We start from the raw sequence: 20,349 nt of genomic DNA, 5'->3' as shown, positions 1-20,349 counted from the left end.
TCCGCCTCCGCGTCCGCCTCCGCGTCCGCCTCCGCGTCCGCCTCCGCGTCCGCCTCCGCGTCCGCCTCCACCGGCGCCAACTGACCGGAGCGCACCGACACTTATGACTACGACGACCTCGCGCGGCCGCCGACGGGCCCCCTCCAGGATGGAGCGGGCCGCCGGCAGGGCCGCGGCGCTGCAGAAACCGCGTGTCATCCTTGCCGTGCTGCTCCTGCTGGCCCTCTCCAGCGTGATGCTCCTGGACGGCTATCTGCGCTCGGAGATCGGCAACGACTCGCGCATCCGCGACGGCGCGGCCTACGACAAGGTTCCCCAGAAGGTCCTTGACGGCGGCCCCATCCTGACGTTCGACGACGGCGCGGAGAAGACGCAGTCCGTGCCCGACAAGACCATCGTGCTCACCTTCGACGACGGTCCCAACCCGACCTGGACTCCCCAGATCCTCAAGATCCTTGAGGAGAACGACGTAAACGCCACGTTCTTCGAGGTCGGTTCGGCGGTCTCGCGCTATCCGGGCATCGTGAAGGACCTGGTGGCCCAGGGCAACGAGGTGGGCATCCACACCTTCACGCACGTCGACCTCTCCTACCAGAGCACGGATCGGCTCCAGCGCGAGTTGAAACAGACGCAGCTCGCACTGGCGGGTGCCGCGGGGATCCAGACGACGCTGTTCCGGGCCCCGTACTCCGCCGAGATCGACGCCGTCGACAACTACAGCTGGCCGGTCTACGAGGAGGTCGGCGCCCTGGACTACACCACCGTCTTCGTCGACGACGACAGCGACGACTGGATGCAGCCGGGTGTCTCGAAGATCATCCAGGGGGCCACGCCGAAGGACGACAAGGGCGCCGTCGTCCTCATGCACGACGCGGGCGGCGACCGCGCGCAGACGGTCAAGGCGCTCGGCACGTACATCAAGGACATGAAGGCGAAGGGGTACTCCTTCACCACGGTCAGCGGCGTCGAGGCCAAGCTGCGCAGTCAGGACTCGGCCGACGCCGAGGCCGTCGGAGTCGCTCAGCAGCCCGGTCAGGCAGCCCAGTCCGGTCAGGCCGCCCAGTCAGGTCAGCAGCCACCGGCGGCGCAGGGCGCCGCCGGCCGGAACACCGAGCAGTCGGCCCACACCAAGGCCACCGGCGCCATCCTCTACGAGGGCAAGGCGCTCGTCGCGGCGGTCGCGGTCGCCGAGTGGGTCGTACCGGTACTCGCCTGGTTCCTGGGCGTCGTCGGCTTCGCCGTCATGGGCAGGTTCGGCATGATGCTGATCCTCGCCCGCCGGCACCACAGACAGCGCAACAGGAAACGCGGCAAGCGCGGCGAGTTCAGTTGGGGGCCGACGGTCACCAGGCCGGTGACCGTGATCGTGCCCGCGTACAACGAGAAGGAGTGCATCGCCAACACGCTCCGCTCGCTGGCCGAGAGCACCCATCCGATCGAGATCATCGTCGTCGACGACGGCTCCACGGACGGCACCAAGGAGATCGCGGAGTCGCTCGGCATGCCGAACGTCCGGGTCATCCGGCAGGAGAACGCGGGCAAGCCAGCCGCCCTCAACAACGGTGTGCGCAACGCGAGTTACGACATCGTCGTGATGATGGACGGCGACACCGTCTTCGAGCCGGACGCGGTGCACCAGCTCGTGCAGCCCTTCGCGCGCCCGGAGATCGGCGCGGTCGCGGGCAACGCCAAGGTCGGCAACCGCAAGACCCTCATCGGCGCCTGGCAGCACATCGAGTACGTGATGGGCTTCAACCTCGACCGCCGCATGTACGACCTGCTGCGCTGCATGCCTACCATTCCGGGCGCGATCGGCGCGTTCCGCCGGGACGCGGTCCTTGAGGTCGGCGGCATGAGCGAGGACACGCTCGCCGAGGACACCGACATCACCATCGCCATGCACCGCGGCGGCTGGCGGGTCGTCTACCAGGAGCACGCCATCGCCTGGACGGAGGCGCCGGGTTCCTTCAAGCAGCTGTGGTCGCAGCGCTACCGCTGGTCGTACGGCACCATGCAGGCGCTGTGGAAGCACCGCAAGTCCCTTACGGACAGGGGACCTTCGGGCCGCTTCGGCCGCGTCGGCATGCCGCTCGTCGTGGTCTTCCAGATCTTCACGCCGATCTTCGCGCCGCTCATCGACGTGTTCACCGTCTACTCGATGATCTTCGTGGACTTCAAGGCGGCGCTGCTCGCCTGGCTGGCCGTCCTCGGTATCCAACTCTTCTGCGCGGCCTACGCGTTCCGCCTCGACAAGGAGAAGTACCGCTACCTCGCGATGATGCCGCTCCAGCAACTCGCCTACCGCCAGATGATGTACCTGGTCCTGATCCACTCCAGCGTCACGGCCCTGACAGGCGGACGACTCCGCTGGCAGAAGCTCAAGCGCACGGGCGAGGTCGGGACTCCGGCGGGGGTGAGCTAGATGAGCTGGGGGGCGGAGCAACCGGGGCAGCAGGGGCAACAGGGGCAACAACAGGGATACGGCCAGGAGAGGTACGGGTACGGGGAGCCGTCTCAGCCGTATTCGCAGGGGTACCCGCAGCAGTTCGACCAGGGGTACGCACAGCAGCCGTACGCGCAGCCGACCGCGCCTTACGAACCCTACGAGCAGCCCTGGCAGTACGTTCCCGAGGAGCCGGAACGGGTCTCTACCACCGCCCAGTTGACGCCCGTACGGCCCAAGCCCCCGGACCTCGTACCGGAAGAGCCGGAGTCGGAGCCGGGTCCGGAGCCACCGCCCAAGCCGAAGGCCGCCGGCCGTGACCGCTACTTCGACGCGCTGCGCGCCGTGGCGCTCGTCCGTGTGGTGGCGTACCACACCTTCGGATGGGCATGGGCGGGCCTGGTCTTCCCGTCGATGGGCGTGATGTTCGCGCTGGCCGGCACGCTGATGGCCAAGTCCCTGGAGCGCCCGGCGCTCAAGGTGGTCAGGAGCCGGATGCGGCGGCTGCTTCCGCCGTTCTGGTTCTGGGGGTTCTTCGTCGTGGTGGCGATGCTGATCCACGACTGGATGCCGGGCTGGCAGATCGTCTTCTGGGTTGTGCCGCTCGGTGACCCGCCAGGCAACCACTGGGGCGTCCAGGCCTGGGAGATCCTCTGGTACCTGCGGACGTACCTCTGGTTCGTGCTGCTGTCGCCGTTGCTCCTGCGGATCTTCCGGAAGGCGCCGATTCCGGTCCTGCTGCTCTCCCTCGTTCCGATCGTGGTGTTCCAGTACGGGTGGACGCCGCCGTGGAACCGCTTCGGCAGCGCGATCACGGACCTGGCCACCTATCTGTTCTGCTGGCTCGTCGGCTTCGCGCACCGCGAAGGCGTGCTCCAGCGGCTGAGACCTCCGCCGGTGGTCCTGGCGTCGCTGGCCGCGCTGGCGTACGGCGGCTGGTACGCCTTCGCCCACCAAGGGGAGTTCGGGACGTACGACCTGGACGAGATCCCGCTCGCCCAGGCCTTCTGGTCGGCCGGCTTCGTGACCCTCCTGATGTACTTCAAGGCGTACTACGACGTCGACTTCGCGTGGCTGGCCCGCTTCAAACGGCTCGACAGGATCGTGACGATCTTCAATGGGCGGGCCGTGACGATCTATCTCTGGCACGAGATCGCACTGGTACTGGCGGTTCCACTGATCGACCAGTTCTGGAAGGTTCCCGCGTTCGAGAAATGGCTGCCGCTGGAGAGCCAGTGGTTCATGTTCGGCATCGGCTGGGTGCTGATCTGGATCGCGATCCCGCTCTTCGGCTGGGTCGAGGACGTCGCGGCGAAGAAGAAGCCGAAGCTGCTGCCGTAGGCCGTAGGCCGTGGGCCGTGGGCCGTGGGCCGTAGCCCGTAGCCCGTAGCCCGTGGGCCGTAAGCCCGTAGCCCGTTAAGCCCGTAGACCGTTAAGACCGTTTTGTTGGAGACCGGCGTACGGGCCGGGCGCTGGAGAGTCGCCCGGCCCGTACTGCCACAATGGGGGCGTGACCCGCGCATCCCTGAACAAGCAGCCGCACGAAGTCGCCTCGATGTTCGACGACGTCGCGGAACGCTACGATCTGACGAACGACGTGCTCTCCCTCGGCCAGGACCGGGTGTGGCGCAAGGAGGTCGCGAAGGCGGTCGACGCGCGGCCCGCCCAGAAGATCCTGGACCTGGCGGCGGGCACGGCCACCTCGTCCCTCCCCTTCGCCCGCACCGGCGCGTACGTCGTCCCCTGCGACTTCTCCCTCGGGATGCTCCGCGTCGGCAAGAAGAACCACCCCTGGCTGCCGCTGACGGCGGGCGACGCGACGAGGCTGCCCTTCAAGGACGACACCTTCGACGCGGTCACGATCTCCTTCGGGCTGCGCAACGTGCAGGACACGGACGCGGCGCTGCGCGAGCTGTACCGGGTGACCAAGCCCGGCGGTCGGGTCGTGATCTGCGAGTTCTCGCACCCGACGTGGGCGCCCTTTCGCACCGTCTACACCGAGTACCTGATGCGCGCGCTGCCGCCGGTCGCCCGCGCCGTCTCCTCCAACCCCGACGCGTACGTCTATCTCGCCGAGTCCATCCGAGCCTGGCCCGACCAGCCCGCGCTGGCCGAGCGCCTGCGCAAGGCGGGCTGGTCCAAGGTGGCGTGGCGGAACCTGACGGGCGGGGTCGTGGCACTGCACCGGGGTTTCAAGACCTCCTGACCAAGGCTCAGTACCTGAGGACCTCGAACGGGTGGCCCGGTTCGTCGAGTTCGCGGTACAGACCGCCCGGCGGGGGACCGGTCCGGCGCGGCTCGTGCACCCCCGCGCCCCCGCCGCCCTCGGCGTCCCCGAAGTCGAACCACACGGTGATCACGGTGCCGCGCGGCACCTCCGCATCGGGCGGCGGATACTGCCGTACGACATAGTCGACGACCGTGAGATGGAAGTCGGGCCGGTCGGGCGCGGCGAGCAGCACACCTCGCGCTTCGGCCGTCTCACGCGCGTCCACAGCCATCAGGCCCACGAGCCGCGGTACGCGCACTTCGGGTGTCTTGGGTGTCAGGCGCACGGACGTCACCCCCAGCGGTACCGGAAGGGTAAGCCCCGGCCGTGCCCTTCCGGAAGCCGTCGGGCGATGGGCCGGTGGCCGTTCCGCGGCCGTCAGAGGGCCAGATGGAACCTGTGGGCCGGCAGGGGCGAGGCCGGTGACGTGACCGCCTCCGCGAACTCCATGCCGAGCCGTCTCGTCACGGCGATGGAGCGTTCGTTGCGCGAGTCGACCACGGCGACGACATCGGAGACGCCCGCCGCGCGGAGCCGCTCCAGGGTGGTGCGCGCGGCGGCCGTCACGTACCCCTTGCCCCAGTGCGCCCGGCCGAGCCGCCAGCCGATCTCGATCTGCCCCGTCGGCCCCCACGCGTACGGCCATGGCTGCGCGCCGGTGAACCCCAGCACCTCACCCTGGGAGCCGACCAGGGTCCACAGACAGAAACCCAGCTCCGCGTCGTGCCGGCGCTGCCGCGCGGTGAGCTCCTCGTACACGGACAGCTCGGCCCTTCTGCCCCCGTGGAACTCCATGACTTCCGGGTCGGCGAAGATCCGGTGCCAGGCGAAGGCGTCCTCGTCGGTGGGGACTCGGAGTGTCACGTCGGGGAGAGCTCGGTTCACGGGGCAGCCCTTCAGCCAGGTGATCAGTACCGCTGCATAGACTGCCCATGTCCAGTGCCCGTCGGCACGTTGATTGCGAATCTTGGGGAGAACCCGCCGTGACCGAGCCCCAGCCCCTCTCCGAAAACACCGCCGACGTCATTGTCGTCGGGGCCGGGCCAGCCGGTTCGACCACTGCGTACTACCTGGCCAAGGCCGGACTCGACGTCCTGCTCCTGGAGAAGACCGCGTTCCCACGGGAGAAGGTGTGCGGCGACGGACTGACCCCGCGCGCCACCAAGCAGCTCGTCTCCATGGGCATCGACATCTCGGAAGAGGCCGGCTGGCTCCGCAACAAGGGCCTGCGCATCATCGGCGGTGGCGTCCGCCTCCAGCTCGACTGGCCGGATCTCGCCTCCTTCCCCGACTACGGACTCGTCCGCAAGCGCGACGACTTCGACGAGCAGCTCGCGCACCAGGCCCAGAAGGCGGGCGCGCGCCTCTACGAGCGCTGCAACGTCGGCGCCCCGATCATCGACGACCGCACCGGCCGCATCACGGGCGTCCACGCGAAGCTGGGCGACTCGGGCGAGAAGCGCGAGGTCACCTTCCACGCGCCACTGGTCGTCGCGGCCGACGGCAACTCCACCCGCCTCTCCCTGGCGATGGGCCTGCACCGCCGCGAGGACCGCCCGATGGGCGTCGCGGTCCGTACGTACTTCACCTCGCCGCGTCACGAGGACGACTACCTGGAGTCCTGGCTGGAGCTCTGGGACCGCCGGGGGGCCGAGGACCGTCTTCTCCCCGGCTACGGCTGGATCTTCGGGATGGGCGACGGCACGTCGAACGTCGGCCTCGGAGTCCTGAACACCTCCGACTCCTTCAAGGAACTGGACTGGCGCGAAGTCCTCAAGGCCTGGTGCGCCTCGATGCCGGAGGACTGGGGTTACACCCCGGACAACATGACGGGCCCGATCCGCGGCGCCGCCCTCCCCATGGCCTTCAACCGCCAACCGCACTACACCAAGGGGCTGCTGCTGGTCGGTGACGCCGGCGGCCTGGTGAACCCTTTCAACGGCGAGGGCATCGCCTACGCCATGGAGTCCGGGCAGATCGCCGCCGACGTGATTGTCCAGGCGCACGCGCGAGCCACCCCCGGCCAGCGTGAACTGGCCCTCCAGCGCTACCCGCGCGTGCTCAAGGACACCTACGGCGGCTACTACACCCTCGGCCGCGCCTTCGTGAAGCTCATCGGCAACCCGAAGGTCATGAAGATCGCGGCGGAGCGCGGCCTGACCCACCCCCTCCTGATGAAGTTCACGCTGAAGATGCTCGCCAACCTGACGGACCCGACGGGCGGCGACGCGATGGACCGCATCATCAACGGACTGTCGAAGGTGGCTCCGAAATCATGATCAACGTGCGCTCCAGGGCCAAGGCCTGATCAGCGGTCGAGTTCCGCTGTCCTGACCGCGCGCCGGGCGACGACCCGCTCACGCCGGTCCTCCATCTGCCTCAGCGCGTCCCGCCGTTCCCGCTTGGAGAGCCGGTCCAGGTAGACCTGCCCGTTGACGTGGTCGGTCTCGTGCTGGAGGCAGCGGGCGAAATACCCCGTTCCCTCGATCGTGAGGGCGTTCCCGTCCTTGTCGAAGCCGCGCACGACGGCGCGATCGGGGCGGGGTACGTCCATGACGGCACCCGGCACCGACAGGCATCCTTCGCCCTCGTCGAGGAGCCGCCGTCCGGCCGGGGCGAGCTGATCCAGGACCGGGTTGGCGATATGGCCGACATGCCGGACTCCGTCGTCGTCCGGGCAGTCGTACACGAACAGGCGCAGATCGACGCCCACCTGATTGGCGGCGAGGCCCGCTCCGTCCGCGACACGCATCGTCAGGAACATGTCGCCGATGAGCGCGGCGAGATCGGGACCGAACTCGGTCACGTCACGGCACGGCCGGTGCAGCACCTCCTCCCCGACCTCGGTGATCCGGCGCACCACCCCGCGCCGGGCCTCCGGCGAGAGTGCCGGATACGAGTCGACGGGCTTGCCCTGTACGAACACTCGGGGCATGGCTGTGTCTCCTTCAGGTGCGGGGCTGTTGTGAACCCTTGTGGGCCCCCTGTGAACCCTTGTGGGCCCTCGTGGGGAGCCTTGCGGCTCCACAACAGCAGAACACCTGGCACAGCGCCACAGAACACCTGGCACAGCGCACCCCGCACAGCGCCAGCAGCACACCGGGCGCGGCGCCACAGCGCACCGGGCGCGGCGCCACAGCGCACCCCGCACAGCGCCAGCAGCACACCGGGCGCGGCGAAAGGACCGCCGCTCTCCCGAACGACGGCCCTCAACCGCGAAGAATCGTGCGACGCGACCCAATCGCGCGACTCGGCTCGATGCTGCGACTCAGCTCAGAGAACGCGCACCGCACCGGTGGCCGGGTAGCCCGAAAGGTCCTGAATCACCACACCCTTGGAGGGGTTGGCCGCGTCGAGGTACTGGCCGCCGCCGATGTACACACCCACGTGGTACGCCGAACCGGCCGAGCCCCAGTACAGGATGTCGCCGACCGCGAGGTTGGACAGCGAGACCGGCGTACCGGCCGTCGACTGGTCACTCGAGACGCGCGGCAGGTCCACGCCGGCCTGCCTGAACGCGGCCTGCACGAGACCGGAGCAGTCCCACGAGTTGGGGCCGGTGCCGCCCATCACGTACGCGTCGCCGACCTGCGCCTGGAGGAAGGCGATGACGGTCGCGACACTGCCGCTGGCCGGGGCGGAGACAGTCGTGGACGTCGAGGCGGACAGGGTGGTCCGCTCCGAGGAGCGCGAGGCGGCCTCGGCGGCGGCGGCCTTGCGCGCGGCCTCGTCGGCAGCCTTCTTCTTGGCCGCCGCCTTCGCCTTCGCGTCGGCGAGGTCCGTCTTCGCCTGCTGCGCGGCCTCGGCGGCGGCAGCGTCACGCTCCGCCTCCAGCTCGTAGTTCGCGGCGGCCTGCTGGGTGGCGTCCGCGGACTGCGCGATCTGAGTGGCCAGGTCGGCCGTCAGAGCGGACAGGTCGAGCGTCTGGGTCGTGGACGACTCGGCAGCGTTCGCCGAACCGGACGCCCCGGCCACTGCCAGGGTGCTGAGAACGCCACCGGCAACTCCGGCGCGCATCGCGAGCGTCGACCCGTTGCGGCGGGGTTTCCGGTGGCTACGTATGTGAGCGGTGTGGGACATGAGAACAACCGGTACCAGGGACTCCCTCATACCTTCAAGAAACGTGTGCTGCGCCACAGTTGTTCAATCCCTGTGTCGAATTCACCTGGCGTCACTCCTTATTGACGCCGTAACGGGCATTGCGGACACCGCCCATCAAGCCCGTGATCATGGGCTTTCCGCATTACGTCCGGATTGCCCGTCGCCTATCACCGGTTGGATCGATGGCCAAGCCCGGCTTATTTGGACCATAGGGAGATGTGGCGCAGGTCACGGAACGGTCACCGCGGCGACGGCGTCTCGCGCGGGCTCCCCGGCCGTCGCCGTCCGTGAACGCGTGCACGCGTCCACATCCGTCCGTCGCCCTCCCTCTGGCGTGTGAACGCGCCCTCTATCAAGGCCGTGCGTCCAGCACCAATTTGCATGCGGCGGAATTCTCTTGATATGGAGACGTCGTCCTGGACCTGGGGTGACGAGCGGAAATATCACCTCTCGTGACCGGTCGGACGCTTCACGTACGAAGATCGACGCTCGTCCGACTTCATGATCGTTCGCCAGGTGGTGGAGATCACAAAGTCGTTGTCGTACCCCGTGTCGCAGATCACAGACCGGCGGGCATAAGATGCGGGGCAGTTGGGCTTGTGACCTGCTTCACATGTGCGCGATCTTCGCCGGGACGGATGGAGTTCGTGAAGCACGCGGGGCAGGAGTGCCTGTCCGACGCAACCGCCAGCAGTCAACGCCGACTGAGAGGAGCGAGGAGCGTGAACGCGTATGCGCCGATCCTCGTACTGGGAGCCCTCGGGGCAGGCTTTGCGATCTTCTCCGTGGTCATGGCCACGCTTATCGGTCCAAAGCGTTACAACCGAGCCAAGCTTGAGGCCTACGAGTGCGGTATCGAGCCGACCCCCACGCCGGCCGGCGGCGGGCGCTTCCCCATCAAGTACTACCTGACGGCGATGCTCTTCATCGTCTTCGACATCGAGATCGTCTTCCTCTACCCCTGGGCCGTCACCTTCGACGCCCTGGGTGTTTTCGGGCTCGTGGAGATGTTGTTCTTCGTGCTCACCGTCTTTGTCGCGTACGCGTACGTATGGCGGCGCGGCGGTCTGGAATGGGACTGAGGGGCCTTTAAGACATGGGACTCGAAGAAAAACTGCCGAGCGGATTCCTGCTGACCACCGTCGAGCAGGCCGCGGGCTGGGTGCGTAAGTCGTCCGTCTTCCCCGCCACGTTCGGACTCGCCTGCTGCGCCATCGAGATGATGACGACCGGCGCCGGACGCTACGACCTGGCGCGCTTCGGTATGGAGGTCTTCCGCGGATCACCGCGGCAGGCGGACCTGATGATCGTCGCCGGCCGGGTCAGCCAGAAGATGGCGCCGGTGCTGCGGCAGGTCTACGACCAGATGCCCAACCCCAAGTGGGTGATCTCCATGGGGGTTTGTGCCTCATCGGGTGGAATGTTCAACAACTACGCGATTGTGCAGGGAGTCGACCACATCGTCCCGGTCGACATCTATCTGCCCGGTTGCCCGCCGCGGCCCGAGATGCTGATCGACGCGATTCTCAAGCTCCACCAGAAGATCCAGACCTCCAAGCTCGGCGTGAACGCCGAGGAGGCGGCCCGCGAGGCGGAGGAAGCGGCGCTCAAGGCGCTCCCCACCATCGAGATGAAGGGGCTGCTGCGGTGAGCGACGCCAGCAACGGGGTCAACCCCGAGAAGGATCTCGGCGCTTCCAACCTGCCCGGCCGTCGTGGCGAGGGCGGCGAGGAGATCCGGGTCCAGCGCGGCATGTTCGGCGCCAACAACGGCGGTGACACCTCCGGTTACGGCGGCCTGGTCCGCTCGATCCGGCTGCCGGGCCCGACCACCCGCCCGTACGGCGGCTGGTTCGACGAGGTCGCCGACGAACTGGAAGGCGCCCTGGAGGAACAGGGACTCGTCCCCGAGAACGTGATCGACAAGACGATCGTCGACCGCGACGAGATCACCTTCCACATCGAACGCGAGTACCTGCTCCGCGTCGCCCAGACCCTGCGCGACGACCCGGCTCTGCGCTTCGAACTGTGCACCGGCGTCTCAGGGGTCCACTACCTGCACGACAAGGGCCGCGAACTGCACGCCGTCTACCACCTGCGCTCGATCACCCACAACCGGCTGATCCGCCTGGAGGTCAGCGCCCCTGACGCCGACCCGCACGTCCCCTCGCTCGTCTCCGTGTACCCGACGAACGACTGGCACGAGCGCGAGACGTACGACTTCTTCGGGCTGATCTTCGACGGTCACCCGGCGCTGACGCGGATCATGATGCCGGACGACTGGCCGGGCTTCCCGCAGCGCAAGGACTACCCCCTCGGCGGCATCCCCGTCGAGTACAAGGGCGCCCAGATCCCGGCTCCGGACCAGCGGAGGTCGTACTCATGAGCACGCAGACCCCTTCCCCCGGCGCGTCCGCCGCCGCGGCCCGTGAGACGACCGAGGGCGCCGTATATACGGTCACCGGCGGTGACTGGGACGAGGTCGTCCAGTCCGCCGCGAAGTCCGACGACGAGCGCATCATCGTCAACATGGGTCCGCAGCACCCGTCCACCCACGGCGTGCTCCGGCTCATCCTGGAGATCGACGGCGAGACGGTCACCGAGGCCCGCTGCGGCATCGGCTATCTGCACACCGGCATCGAGAAGAACCTCGAGTTCCGCACGTGGACGCAGGGCACCACGTTCGTGACGCGCATGGACTATCTGACGCCGTTCTTCAACGAGGCGGCCTACTGTCTCGCCGTCGAGAAGCTCCTCGGCATCGAGGACCAGATCCCCGACCGCGCCACGATCATCCGCGTGCTCCTGATGGAGCTGAACCGGATCTCCTCCCACCTGGTGTGCATCGCCACCGGCGGTATGGAACTGGGCGCCACCACGATCATGATCTACGGCTTCCGAGATCGTGAACTCATTCTCGACATCTACGAACTGATCACCGGCCTGCGGATGAACCACGCGTACATCCGCCCCGGCGGACTCGCCCAGGACCTGCCGCCGGGCGCGGTGGACCAGATCCGCGAGTTCGTGAAGAAGATGACGAAGAACCTTCCCGAGTACGACAAGCTCGCCACCGGGAACCCCATCTTCAAGGCCCGTATGCAGGACGTGGGCTATCTCGACCTGGCCGGCTGTATGGCCCTCGGCGCCACCGGCCCGGTCCTGCGCTCCGCGGGCCTGCCGCACGACCTGCGCAAGTCGCAGCCCTACTGCGGCTACGAGACCTATGACTTCGAGGTCCCGACCGCCGACACCTGCGACTCCTACGGGCGCTTCCTGATCCGCCTGGAGGAGATGCGCCAGTCCCTGCGCATCGTCGAGCAGTGCCTGGACCGGCTGCAGCCCGGCCCGGTCATGGTCACCGACAAGAAGATCGCCTGGCCCGCCCAGCTCGCGCTCGGACCCGACGGTCTCGGCAACTCCCTCGACCACATCAAAAAGATCATGGGCACCTCCATGGAGGCCCTGATCCACCACTTCAAGCTGGTGACCGAAGGCTTCCGCGTCCCGCCGGGACAGACGTACGTGGCGGTCGAGTCACCCAAGGGCGAACTCGGGGTGCACGCCGTTTCCGACGGAGGCACCCGCCCCTTCCGGGTCCACTTCCGCGACCCGTCCTTCACCAACCTTCAGGCCATGGCGGCGATGTGCGAGGGCGGCCAGGTCGCCGACGTCATCGTCGCCGTCGCGTCCATCGACCCCGTGATGGGAGGCGTCGACCGGTGACCACCACTCCCTCCCAGGGTGTAGGCCTGGGCATGCCCCAACTGCCCGCGCCCGCCTACCCGGACGACGTCCGAGCCCGGCTCGAAACCGACGCGCGCGAGATCATCGCCCGCTACCCGGACTCCCGCTCGGCGCTCCTTCCGTTGCTGCATCTCGTGCAGTCGGAGGAGGGCCACGTCACGCGCACGGGGCAGCGGTTCTGCGCGGAGGTCCTCGACCTGACCACGGCCGAGGTCGCCGCGGTCGCGACCTTCTACTCCATGTACCGGCGCGGGCCGAGCGGTGACTACCAGGTGGGTGTGTGCACCAACACCCTGTGCGCGGTCATGGGCGGCGACGCCATCTTCGAGGCCCTCCAGGATCACCTGGGCGTCGGCAACGGCGGGACCACCGACGACGGCAAGGTCACCCTGGAGCACATCGAGTGCAACGCGGCCTGCGACTTCGCGCCGGTCGTGATGGTCAACTGGGAGTTCTTCGACAACCAGACCGTGGCCTCCGCGAAGCGCCTTGTGGACGACCTGCGCGCGGGAGCCCCCGTCGATCCGACCCGGGGCGCCCCCCTGTGCACTTTCAAGGAGACCGCCCGGATCCTGGCGGGCTTCCCCGACGAGCGCGAGGGCGCCGTCGAGGCGGGCGGCAGTGCGGGACCGGCCTCACTGATCGGGCTGCGCCTGGCCAAGGGCGAGACGCAGCCTGCGCGCGTAGTACATCCGCGTGGTCGTGGTCCCCAGGACCAGCCGCCCGCCGAGCACCTGAGCTCACACGACGCGCCGCAGGACACGTCGGCGTCCGACCCGTCCCACCCGGCGGGTCCTGTCGAGGAGGGGGAGTGATGACCTTGGCACCCGAAAACGGGGGCACCGCCCACGCGAGCGAATTCGACCGTGGGGGCGAGACGAGCCCCGAGAAACTGCTCGCACCCGTGCTGTCGGCCTTCTGGGACGAGGAGAAGTCCTGGACTCTGGACGTCTACCGAAGGCACGAGGGGTACGAGGGTCTGCGCAAGGCGCTCGCCATGTCGCCGGACGACCTGATCGCCTACGTCAAGGACTCCGGTCTGCGTGGCCGCGGCGGTGCCGGATTCCCTACCGGAATGAAGTGGCAGTTCATTCCCCAGGGCGATGGCAAACCACACTATCTAGTTGTCAACGCCGACGAGTCGGAGCCGGGAACCTGTAAGGACATCCCGCTCCTCTTCGCGAACCCGCACAGCCTCATCGAGGGCATTGTGATCGCGTGTTATGCCATCCGGTCTTCGCATGCCTTCATCTATCTACGTGGTGAAGTGGTCCCTGTATTGCGACGGTTGCACGAGGCCGTACGCGAGGCCTACGCGGCGGGCTACCTCGGCGAGAACATCCTGGGCAGCGGACTCGACCTCCAGCTCACCGTGCACGCGGGCGCAGGCGCGTACATCTGCGGTGAGGAGACCGCGCTGCTCGACTCGCTCGAAGGCCGCCGTGGTCAACCGCGGCTCCGTCCCCCTTTCCCTGCTGTGGCAGGCCTCTATGCGTGCCCAACTGTGGTAAATAACGTCGAATCGATCGCCTCAGTTCCCGCCATTCTGCAAAAGGGCAAGGAATGGTTCCGGTCGATGGGCAGCGAGAAGTCCCCGGGCTTCACGCTCTACTCGCTCAGCGGCCACGTCACCAATCCGGGCCAGTACGAGGCCCCGCTCGGCATCACGCTCCGCCAACTCCTCGACATGAGCGGCGGAATCCGCTCCGGACACCAGCTGAAGTTCTGGACACCGGGCGGCTCCTCGACCCCGATGTTCACCGACGAGCACCTCGACGTCCCTCTTGACTACGAAGGAGTGGGCGCCGCGGGTTCCATGCTCGGCACCAAGGCGCTCCAGTGCTTCGACGAGACGACCTGTGTCGTACGGGCGGTCACCCGCTGGACCGAGTTCTACGCCCACGAGTCCTGCGGCAAGTGCACACCGTGCCGCGAAGGCACGTACTGGCTCGTGCAGTTGCTGCGCGACATCGAGGCAGGCAAGGGCGCCATGTCCGACCTCGACAAGCTGAACGACATCGCCGACAGCATCAACGGCAAGTCGTTCTGCGCCCTCGGTGACGGCGCCGCCTCGCCGATCTTCTCCTCGCTCAAGTACTTCCGCGAGGAGTACGAGCAGCACATCACGGGCCGCGGCTGCCCCTTCGACCCCGCCAAGTCGACCGTCTGGGCGGACCACCACACGGAGGTGAACGCATGACAGTGACCACCAGCGCTCCCTCCGGAGGCGGGGAGGCGGCGGTCCCGCCGGAGGACCTCGTCGCGCTGACGATCGACGGCGTGGAGATCAGCGTGCCCAAGGGCACCCTGGTCATCCGGGCCGCCGAGCAACTCGGCATCGAGATCCCGCGGTTCTGTGATCACCCGCTCCTCGACCCGGTCGGCGCCTGCCGCCAGTGCATCGTCGAGATCGAGGGCCAGCGCAAGCCCATGGCGTCCTGCACGATCACCTGTACGGACGGGATGGTCGTCAAGACCCACCTGACCTCGCCCGTCGCCGAAAAGGCCCAGCACGGGGTGATGGAGCTGCTGCTCATCAACCACCCGCTGGACTGCCCGGTCTGCGACAAGGGCGGCGAGTGCCCCCTGCAGAACCAGGCGATGTCGCACGGCCAGGCCGAGTCCCGCTTCGAGGGCAAGAAGAGGACGTACGAGAAGCCGGTCCCGATCTCCACGCAGGTACTGCTCGACCGTGAGCGGTGCGTGCTGTGCGCCCGGTGCACCCGGTTCAGCAACCAGATCGCCGGCGACCCGATGATCGAGATGGTCGAGCGGGGCGCGCTCCAGCAGATCGGCACCGGAGAGGGCGACCCCTTCGAGTCGTACTTCTCCGGGAACACCATCCAGATCTGCCCGGTGGGCGCCCTGACCTCGGCGGCGTATCGCTTCCGCTCGCGCCCCTTCGACCTCATCTCCTCGCACTCCGTCTGCGAGCACTGCTCAGGCGGCTGTGCCACCCGCACCGACCACCGACGCGGCAAGGTCATGCGGCGCCTCGCGTCTGCCGACCCCGAGGTCAACGAGGAGTGGCTCTGCGACAAGGGGCGGTTCGGCTTCCGGTACGCCCAGCAGCGGGACCGGATCGAGACGCCCCTGGTGCGCTCCCCGGAGGGTGTCCTTGAGCCGGCTTCGTGGCCCGAGGCCCTGGAAGCCGCCGCTCAGGGGCTGTTGGCCGCTCGCGGCAGGACCGGTGTACTGACCGGCGGCCGTCTCACCGTCGAGGACGCCTACGCGTACAGCAAGTTCGCGCGCGTGGCCCTCGACACGAACGACATCGACTTCCGCGCGCGCGTGCACAGCAGCGAGGAGGCCGACTTCCTGGCCGCCAAGGTCGCCGGGCGCGGACGGGATCTCGACGGTACGGGCGTCACGTACACCTCTCTGGAGAAGGCGCCCGCCGTCCTGCTCGTCGGTTTCGAGGCCGAGGAGGAGGCGCCCGGCGTCTTCCTGCGGCTGCGCAAGGCGTGGCGCGGGCACGGGCAGAAGACCTTCTCGCTCGCCACGCACGCGACACGCGGTCTGGAGAAGGCGGGCGGCACGCTGCTGCCCGCCGCACCCGGCACCGAGACCGAGTGGCTCGACGCGCTCGCGAGCGGATTCGGTCTGGAGGGCGACGGGGCCAAGGCCGCCGAAGCGCTGCAGGCCGAAGGCTCGGTGATCGCTGTCGGAGAGCGGCTCGCCGCCGTGGCGGGCGGACTCACCGCCGCCGTCCGGGCCGCGTCCGCGACCGGAGCCCAGTTGGTGTGGATTCCACGCCGGGCCGGTGAGCGCGGCGCGATCGAGGCGGGGGCGCTGCCCACGCTGCTGCCGGGCGGACGCCCGGCGACCGACCCGCGCGCGCGGGACGAGGTCGCGGTGGCCTGGGGAGTCTCCGAACTCCCGCACCGACACGGCCGCGACACCGGGCAGATCGTCGAAGCGGCCGCCACTGGTGAGCTGCGGGCACTGGTCGTCGCCGGTGTGGAGGTCGCCGACCTTCCCGAACCGGCACGCGCACGCGCGGCACTTTCCGAAGTGGGCTTCCTGGTGTCGCTCGAACTGCGTCCCAGTGAGGTCACCGAGCACGCGGATGTCGTCCTCCCGGTGGCCGCGGTCGTCGAGAAGGCGGGCACCTTCCTCAACTGGGAGGGCCGGGCACGCCTCTTCGAGGCCGCGCTCAAGCCCGACCAGATGATCCGCCGGCTGGCGCCCAGCGACGCGCGCGTCCTGCAGATGCTGGCCGACGCCATGGACGTACACCTCGGTCTGCCGGACCTGCGCACCGCGCGCGGGGAGCTGGACCGGCTGGGCGCCTGGGACGGGCCGCGGGCCACCGATCCCCTGGAGACCGCGGTGGGGCTGCCGCGGCCCGCCACGGGGGAGGCCGTGCTCGCAGGGCACCGCCTGCTGCTCGACCAGGGCCGCCTCCAGGAGGGCGACGACGCGCTCGCCGGGACCAGGCACGCGGCACGCGCACGCGTGTCGCCCGCCACGGCCGCCGAGGCGGGCGTCAAGGAGGGCGACCTCCTCGCCGTGACCGGCCTCTTCGGAGTGGTCGAACTGCCGCTGCAGATCACCGAGATGCCCGACCGGGTGGTCTGGCTCCCGCTGAACTCCACCGGAGGGGGCGTCGCCTCCGACACCGGGGCGCTGCCCGGCGCACTCGTCCGCATCGGCCCGGCGACGCTCGCCACCGAGGCCCCCAAGGAGGTGGAGGCATGACGCCGTACCTCGCCGCGGAAGACCTCTCCATGTTCGGCACCGACCCCTGGTGGCTGGTCGTCGTCAAAGCGGTCTTCTGCTTCGCCTTCCTGATGGTGACCGTGCTCTTCTCCATCGTGTGGGAGCGCAAGGTCGTCGCCTGGATGCAGCTGCGCATCGGCCCCAACCGGCACGGCCCCTGGGGCATGCTCCAGTCGCTCGCCGACGGCGTGAAGCTGATGCTCAAGGAAGACCTCATCGTCAAACGCGCGGACAAGGTGGTCTACGTCCTCGCGCCGATCGTCGCGGCCATCCCGGCCTTCATGGCGATCGCGGTGATCCCCTTCGGGCCCTCCGGCAACGAGGTCTCGATCTTCGGCCACCGCACCACGATGCAGCTCACGGACCTGCCGATCGCGATGCTCTTCATCCTCGCGGTCGCCTCGGTGGGCATCTACGGGATCGTGCTCGCGGGCTGGAGCTCCGGATCCACGTACCCGCTGCTCGGCGGTCTGCGGTCCTGCGCGCAGATGATCTCGTACGAGATCGCCATGGGCGCCGCGTTCGCCTCGGTGTTCCTCTACTCCGGGTCGATGTCGACTTCGACCATCGTCGAGGCGCAGCAGGACCGCTGGTACATCGTCCTGCTGCCGGTCTCTTTCCTGATCTACATCGTGACGATGATCGGCGAGACCAACCGCGCTCCCTTCGACATGCCCGAGTCCGAGGGCGACCTGGTCGGCGGCTTCAACACCGAGTACTCGTCGATCAAGTTCGCGCTCTTCATGCTCGCCGAGTACGTGAACATGGTGACCGTCTCGGCAGTGGCGACCACGCTCTTCCTGGGCGGCTGGCGTGCCCCGTGGCCCATCAGCACCTTCTGGGAGGGCGCCAACCACGGCTGGTGGCCGATGCTCTGGTTCGTGGTGAAGGTGCAGCTGCTGCTGTTCTTCTTCATCTGGCTGCGCGGCACGCTGCCACGCGTGCGCTACGACCAGCTGATGAAGCTCGGCTGGAAGGTCCTCATCCCGGTCTCCGTGGTCTGGCTGATGCTCGTCGCGACCGTGCGGACGCTCAGGAACGAGAACTACGACTTCGCCGACATCGCGTTGTACGTCGGCGGCGGCGTCCTCGCCCTGCTGTTGCTCTCGTTCCTCGCCGACATCTTCCGGGAGAAGCAGGCAGCCGAGGAGGTGCCCGCCGAGACCCCGGCGTTCGACCCGATGGCCGGCGGATTCCCCGTGCCGCCGCTGCCGGGGCAGGAGCTTCCACCGGTGCCACGGCGCAGTCCGCGCCGCGAGCGGGAGTTGATTGTCAGTGGTGGGTCCGATACTGCGAGTGACGGACCAACTGGCGGATCTCGTGACGGAAAGGAGGGGTCCGATGGCTGAGGAGCCGAAGGAGACCGGGCAGACGAAGCCGGGCTTCCAGAACCCCGTTGCCGGCTTCGGCGTGACCTTCAAGGCCATGTTCAAGAAGCGGCTGACCGAGCAGTACCCGGAGCAGCCCAAGACCACCGCCCCGCGGTTCCACGGCCGGCACCAGCTCAACCGCCACCCGGACGGCCTGGAGAAGTGCGTCGGCTGCGAGCTGTGCGCCTGGGCCTGCCCCGCGGACGCCATCTATGTGGAGGGCGCGGACAACACCGACGAGGAGCGCTACTCGCCGGGCGAGCGGTACGGCGTCGTCTACCAGATCAACTACGCCCGCTGCATCCTGTGCGGCCTGTGCATCGAGGCGTGCCCCACGCGCGCGCTGACGATGACGAACGAGTTCGAGCTCGCCGACAGCAGCCGCGCCAACCTGATCTACACCAAGGAGCAGCTGCTCGCCGGGCTCGAAGAGGGCATGGTCGACAGCCCGCACTCGATCTTCCCCGGCACGGACGAGCAGGACTACTACCGGGGACTGGTCACGGAGGCCGCGCCCGGTACGGAGCGCCAGGTCGCCGTCTCCAGGGGCGAGAAGCCCGAGGAAGAGGGGGTGGGCACATGAGCAACCTGGCCGCCTACTCCACCTCCACCGGAGAGGCCTTCCAGTTCTGGGTCCTCGGCACCGTCGCCGTGATCGGCGCGCTGTCCACCGTCTTCATGAAGAAGTCCGTGCACAGTGCGCTCTCCCTCGCCGGGACCATGATCATCCTGGCGGTGTTCTACCTCGCCAACGGCGCGTACTTCCTGGGCATCGTGCAGATCGTCGTCTACACGGGCGCGATCATGATGCTGTTCCTCTTCGTGGTCATGCTCGTCGGTGTCACCGCGGCGGACTCCCTGACGGAGACCATCAAGGGGCAGCGCTGGCTGGCCCTGGTGTGCGGACTCGGCTTCGGCATCCTGCTGTTCGCGGGCATCGGCAACGCGTCCATCACGGAGTTCAACGGCCTGGCCGCGGCGAACGCGGGCGGGAATGTGGAAGGCCTCGCGGCCCTCATCTTCACGAAGTACGTGTTCGCCTTCGAAATCACCGGCGCCCTGCTGATCACGGCTGCCGTCGGTGCCATGGTCCTCACGCACCGCGAGCGCACCGAACGGGCGCTGACCCAGCGCGAGATGTCCGAGAAGCGGGTACGTGAGGGCAAGCACCTGCCGCCGCTGCCGGCGCCCGGTGTCTATGCCCGGCACAACGCGGTGGACATCGCGGGCCTCCTCCCGGACGGCACACCGTCCGAGCTCACGGTCAACAGGACGCTGCGGGACCGCGGCCAGATCCGTGACGTGTCGACCGAGGCACTGAGCGACCTGAAGGCCCTGGAACAGCGCGCCGAAGAACGCCTGGAGCGCACGAAGACAGAGGAGGCGTCGAAGTGAATCCCGTCAACTACCTCTACCTCGCCGCCCTCTTGTTCACGATCGGCGCCACCGGTGTGCTGATCAGACGGAACGCGATCGTGGTGTTCATGTGCATCGAGCTCATGCTCAACGCCTGCAACCTCGCGTTCGTCGCCTTCTCCCGTATGCACGGCAATCTCGACGGCCAGATCATCGCCTTCTTCACGATGGTCGTCGCCGCCGCGGAGGTCGTGGTCGGGCTCGCGATCATCGTGTCGCTGTTCCGTTCCCGCCACTCGGCCTCGGTCGACGACGCCAGCCTGATGAAGCTGTAAGGGGTCG

Annotated in this window: 19 protein-coding genes; 15 read left to right on the top strand and 4 right to left on the bottom strand. The window is 68.2% G+C overall.

Going from position 1 to position 20,349, the window contains the following annotated elements:
- The first annotated feature begins 103 nt into the window (after positions 1-103).
- The 3 genes from ACFWP7_RS01590 (at position 104) to ACFWP7_RS01580 (ending at position 4,649) form a co-directional block, all read left to right on the top strand.
- Positions 104-2,422, top strand: a complete 2,319-nt coding sequence (locus ACFWP7_RS01590) for a bifunctional polysaccharide deacetylase/glycosyltransferase family 2 protein (protein WP_384374258.1) — start codon at positions 104-106, stop codon at positions 2,420-2,422.
- The gene (locus tag ACFWP7_RS01585) at positions 2,423-3,784 is read left to right on the top strand and encodes an acyltransferase (protein ID WP_384374256.1); all 1,362 of its coding nucleotides are present in this window, start codon (positions 2,423-2,425) and stop codon (positions 3,782-3,784) included.
- Positions 3,785-3,953: 169 nt separating this feature from the next.
- Positions 3,954-4,649: a demethylmenaquinone methyltransferase gene (locus ACFWP7_RS01580; protein ID WP_384374253.1), complete on the top strand. Its 696-nt coding sequence runs from the start codon at positions 3,954-3,956 to the stop codon at positions 4,647-4,649.
- Between the two features lie 7 nt (positions 4,650-4,656).
- Here the strand turns inward: ACFWP7_RS01580 and ACFWP7_RS01575 are convergent, their stop codons facing one another.
- Together ACFWP7_RS01575 and ACFWP7_RS01570 are read right to left on the bottom strand one after the other, a co-directional pair.
- Positions 4,657-4,998: a PASTA domain-containing protein gene (locus ACFWP7_RS01575; protein WP_384374250.1), complete on the bottom strand. Its 342-nt coding sequence runs from the start codon at positions 4,996-4,998 to the stop codon at positions 4,657-4,659.
- 92 nt (positions 4,999-5,090) lie between these two features.
- Positions 5,091-5,597, bottom strand: a complete 507-nt coding sequence (locus tag ACFWP7_RS01570) for a GNAT family N-acetyltransferase (protein WP_384374247.1) — start codon at positions 5,595-5,597, stop codon at positions 5,091-5,093.
- A 98-nt stretch (positions 5,598-5,695) separates the two neighbouring features.
- On the opposite strand from ACFWP7_RS01570, the gene ACFWP7_RS01565 reads away from it, so the two are divergent.
- The gene (locus ACFWP7_RS01565) at positions 5,696-6,991 is read left to right on the top strand and encodes a geranylgeranyl reductase family protein (RefSeq protein WP_384374244.1); all 1,296 of its coding nucleotides are present in this window, start codon (positions 5,696-5,698) and stop codon (positions 6,989-6,991) included.
- Between the two features lie 29 nt (positions 6,992-7,020).
- Here ACFWP7_RS01565 and def read toward each other — a convergent pair whose 3' ends face one another.
- Entirely contained in the window at positions 7,021-7,647 is a 627-nt protein-coding gene (gene def / locus ACFWP7_RS01560) for a peptide deformylase (protein WP_384374241.1), read from the bottom strand.
- A gap of 338 nt (positions 7,648-7,985) precedes the next feature.
- Positions 7,986-8,822 carry a C40 family peptidase gene (locus ACFWP7_RS01555; protein ID WP_384374238.1) on the bottom strand — a complete coding sequence of 279 codons (837 nt, stop codon included), beginning with the start codon at positions 8,820-8,822 and terminating at the stop codon, positions 7,986-7,988.
- A 713-nt stretch (positions 8,823-9,535) separates the two neighbouring features.
- On the opposite strand from ACFWP7_RS01555, the gene ACFWP7_RS01550 reads away from it, so the two are divergent.
- Genes ACFWP7_RS01550 through nuoK form a run of 11 tightly spaced genes read left to right on the top strand, consistent with a single transcriptional unit; the run spans position 9,536 to position 20,342 of the window.
- The gene (locus ACFWP7_RS01550) at positions 9,536-9,895 is read left to right on the top strand and encodes an NADH-quinone oxidoreductase subunit A (protein WP_365439105.1); all 360 of its coding nucleotides are present in this window, start codon (positions 9,536-9,538) and stop codon (positions 9,893-9,895) included.
- A gap of 14 nt (positions 9,896-9,909) precedes the next feature.
- Entirely contained in the window at positions 9,910-10,464 is a 555-nt protein-coding gene (locus ACFWP7_RS01545; protein ID WP_301983200.1) for an NADH-quinone oxidoreductase subunit B family protein, read from the top strand.
- Positions 10,461-11,198: an NADH-quinone oxidoreductase subunit C gene (locus ACFWP7_RS01540; RefSeq protein WP_384374235.1), complete on the top strand. Its 738-nt coding sequence runs from the start codon at positions 10,461-10,463 to the stop codon at positions 11,196-11,198. The genes ACFWP7_RS01545 and ACFWP7_RS01540 overlap by 4 nt, the downstream gene beginning before the upstream one ends.
- A complete protein-coding gene (locus ACFWP7_RS01535; protein WP_384374232.1) occupies positions 11,195-12,538 on the top strand; it encodes an NADH-quinone oxidoreductase subunit D in 1,344 nt (447 codons plus the stop codon). Before ACFWP7_RS01540 ends, ACFWP7_RS01535 begins: the two co-directional genes overlap by 4 nt.
- Positions 12,535-13,374, top strand: a complete 840-nt coding sequence (gene nuoE, locus ACFWP7_RS01530; RefSeq protein ID WP_384374229.1) for an NADH-quinone oxidoreductase subunit NuoE — start codon at positions 12,535-12,537, stop codon at positions 13,372-13,374. Before ACFWP7_RS01535 ends, nuoE begins: the two co-directional genes overlap by 4 nt.
- Complete coding sequence (gene nuoF, locus ACFWP7_RS01525) at positions 13,374-14,759, top strand: NADH-quinone oxidoreductase subunit NuoF (RefSeq protein WP_384374226.1); 1,386 nt, start codon at positions 13,374-13,376, stop codon at positions 14,757-14,759. Before nuoE ends, nuoF begins: the two co-directional genes overlap by 1 nt.
- Positions 14,756-17,260 (top strand): NADH-quinone oxidoreductase subunit G, encoded by a 2,505-nt coding sequence (locus tag ACFWP7_RS01520; RefSeq protein WP_384374223.1) that lies wholly within the window; start codon positions 14,756-14,758, stop codon positions 17,258-17,260. The genes nuoF and ACFWP7_RS01520 overlap by 4 nt, the downstream gene beginning before the upstream one ends.
- Positions 17,257-18,630, top strand: coding sequence for an NADH-quinone oxidoreductase subunit NuoH (gene nuoH / locus ACFWP7_RS01515; protein WP_384374220.1), 1,374 nt, complete (start codon positions 17,257-17,259; stop codon positions 18,628-18,630). Before ACFWP7_RS01520 ends, nuoH begins: the two co-directional genes overlap by 4 nt.
- A complete protein-coding gene (gene nuoI / locus ACFWP7_RS01510; protein WP_384374217.1) occupies positions 18,623-19,234 on the top strand; it encodes an NADH-quinone oxidoreductase subunit NuoI in 612 nt (203 codons plus the stop codon). The genes nuoH and nuoI overlap by 8 nt, the downstream gene beginning before the upstream one ends.
- Positions 19,231-20,046: an NADH-quinone oxidoreductase subunit J gene (locus ACFWP7_RS01505; RefSeq protein ID WP_384374214.1), complete on the top strand. Its 816-nt coding sequence runs from the start codon at positions 19,231-19,233 to the stop codon at positions 20,044-20,046. The genes nuoI and ACFWP7_RS01505 overlap by 4 nt, the downstream gene beginning before the upstream one ends.
- The gene (nuoK, locus tag ACFWP7_RS01500) at positions 20,043-20,342 is read left to right on the top strand and encodes an NADH-quinone oxidoreductase subunit NuoK (protein WP_003974374.1); all 300 of its coding nucleotides are present in this window, start codon (positions 20,043-20,045) and stop codon (positions 20,340-20,342) included. Before ACFWP7_RS01505 ends, nuoK begins: the two co-directional genes overlap by 4 nt.
- The last annotated feature ends 7 nt before the right edge of the window (positions 20,343-20,349 follow it).

Source organism: Streptomyces sp. NPDC058470 (genome assembly GCF_042721055.1).
In the GTDB taxonomy this organism is placed as follows: domain Bacteria; phylum Actinomycetota; class Actinomycetes; order Streptomycetales; family Streptomycetaceae; genus Streptomyces.
The sequence above is the reverse complement of the archived record's forward strand: the minus strand, read 5'-3'. Positions and strand labels throughout refer to the sequence as shown.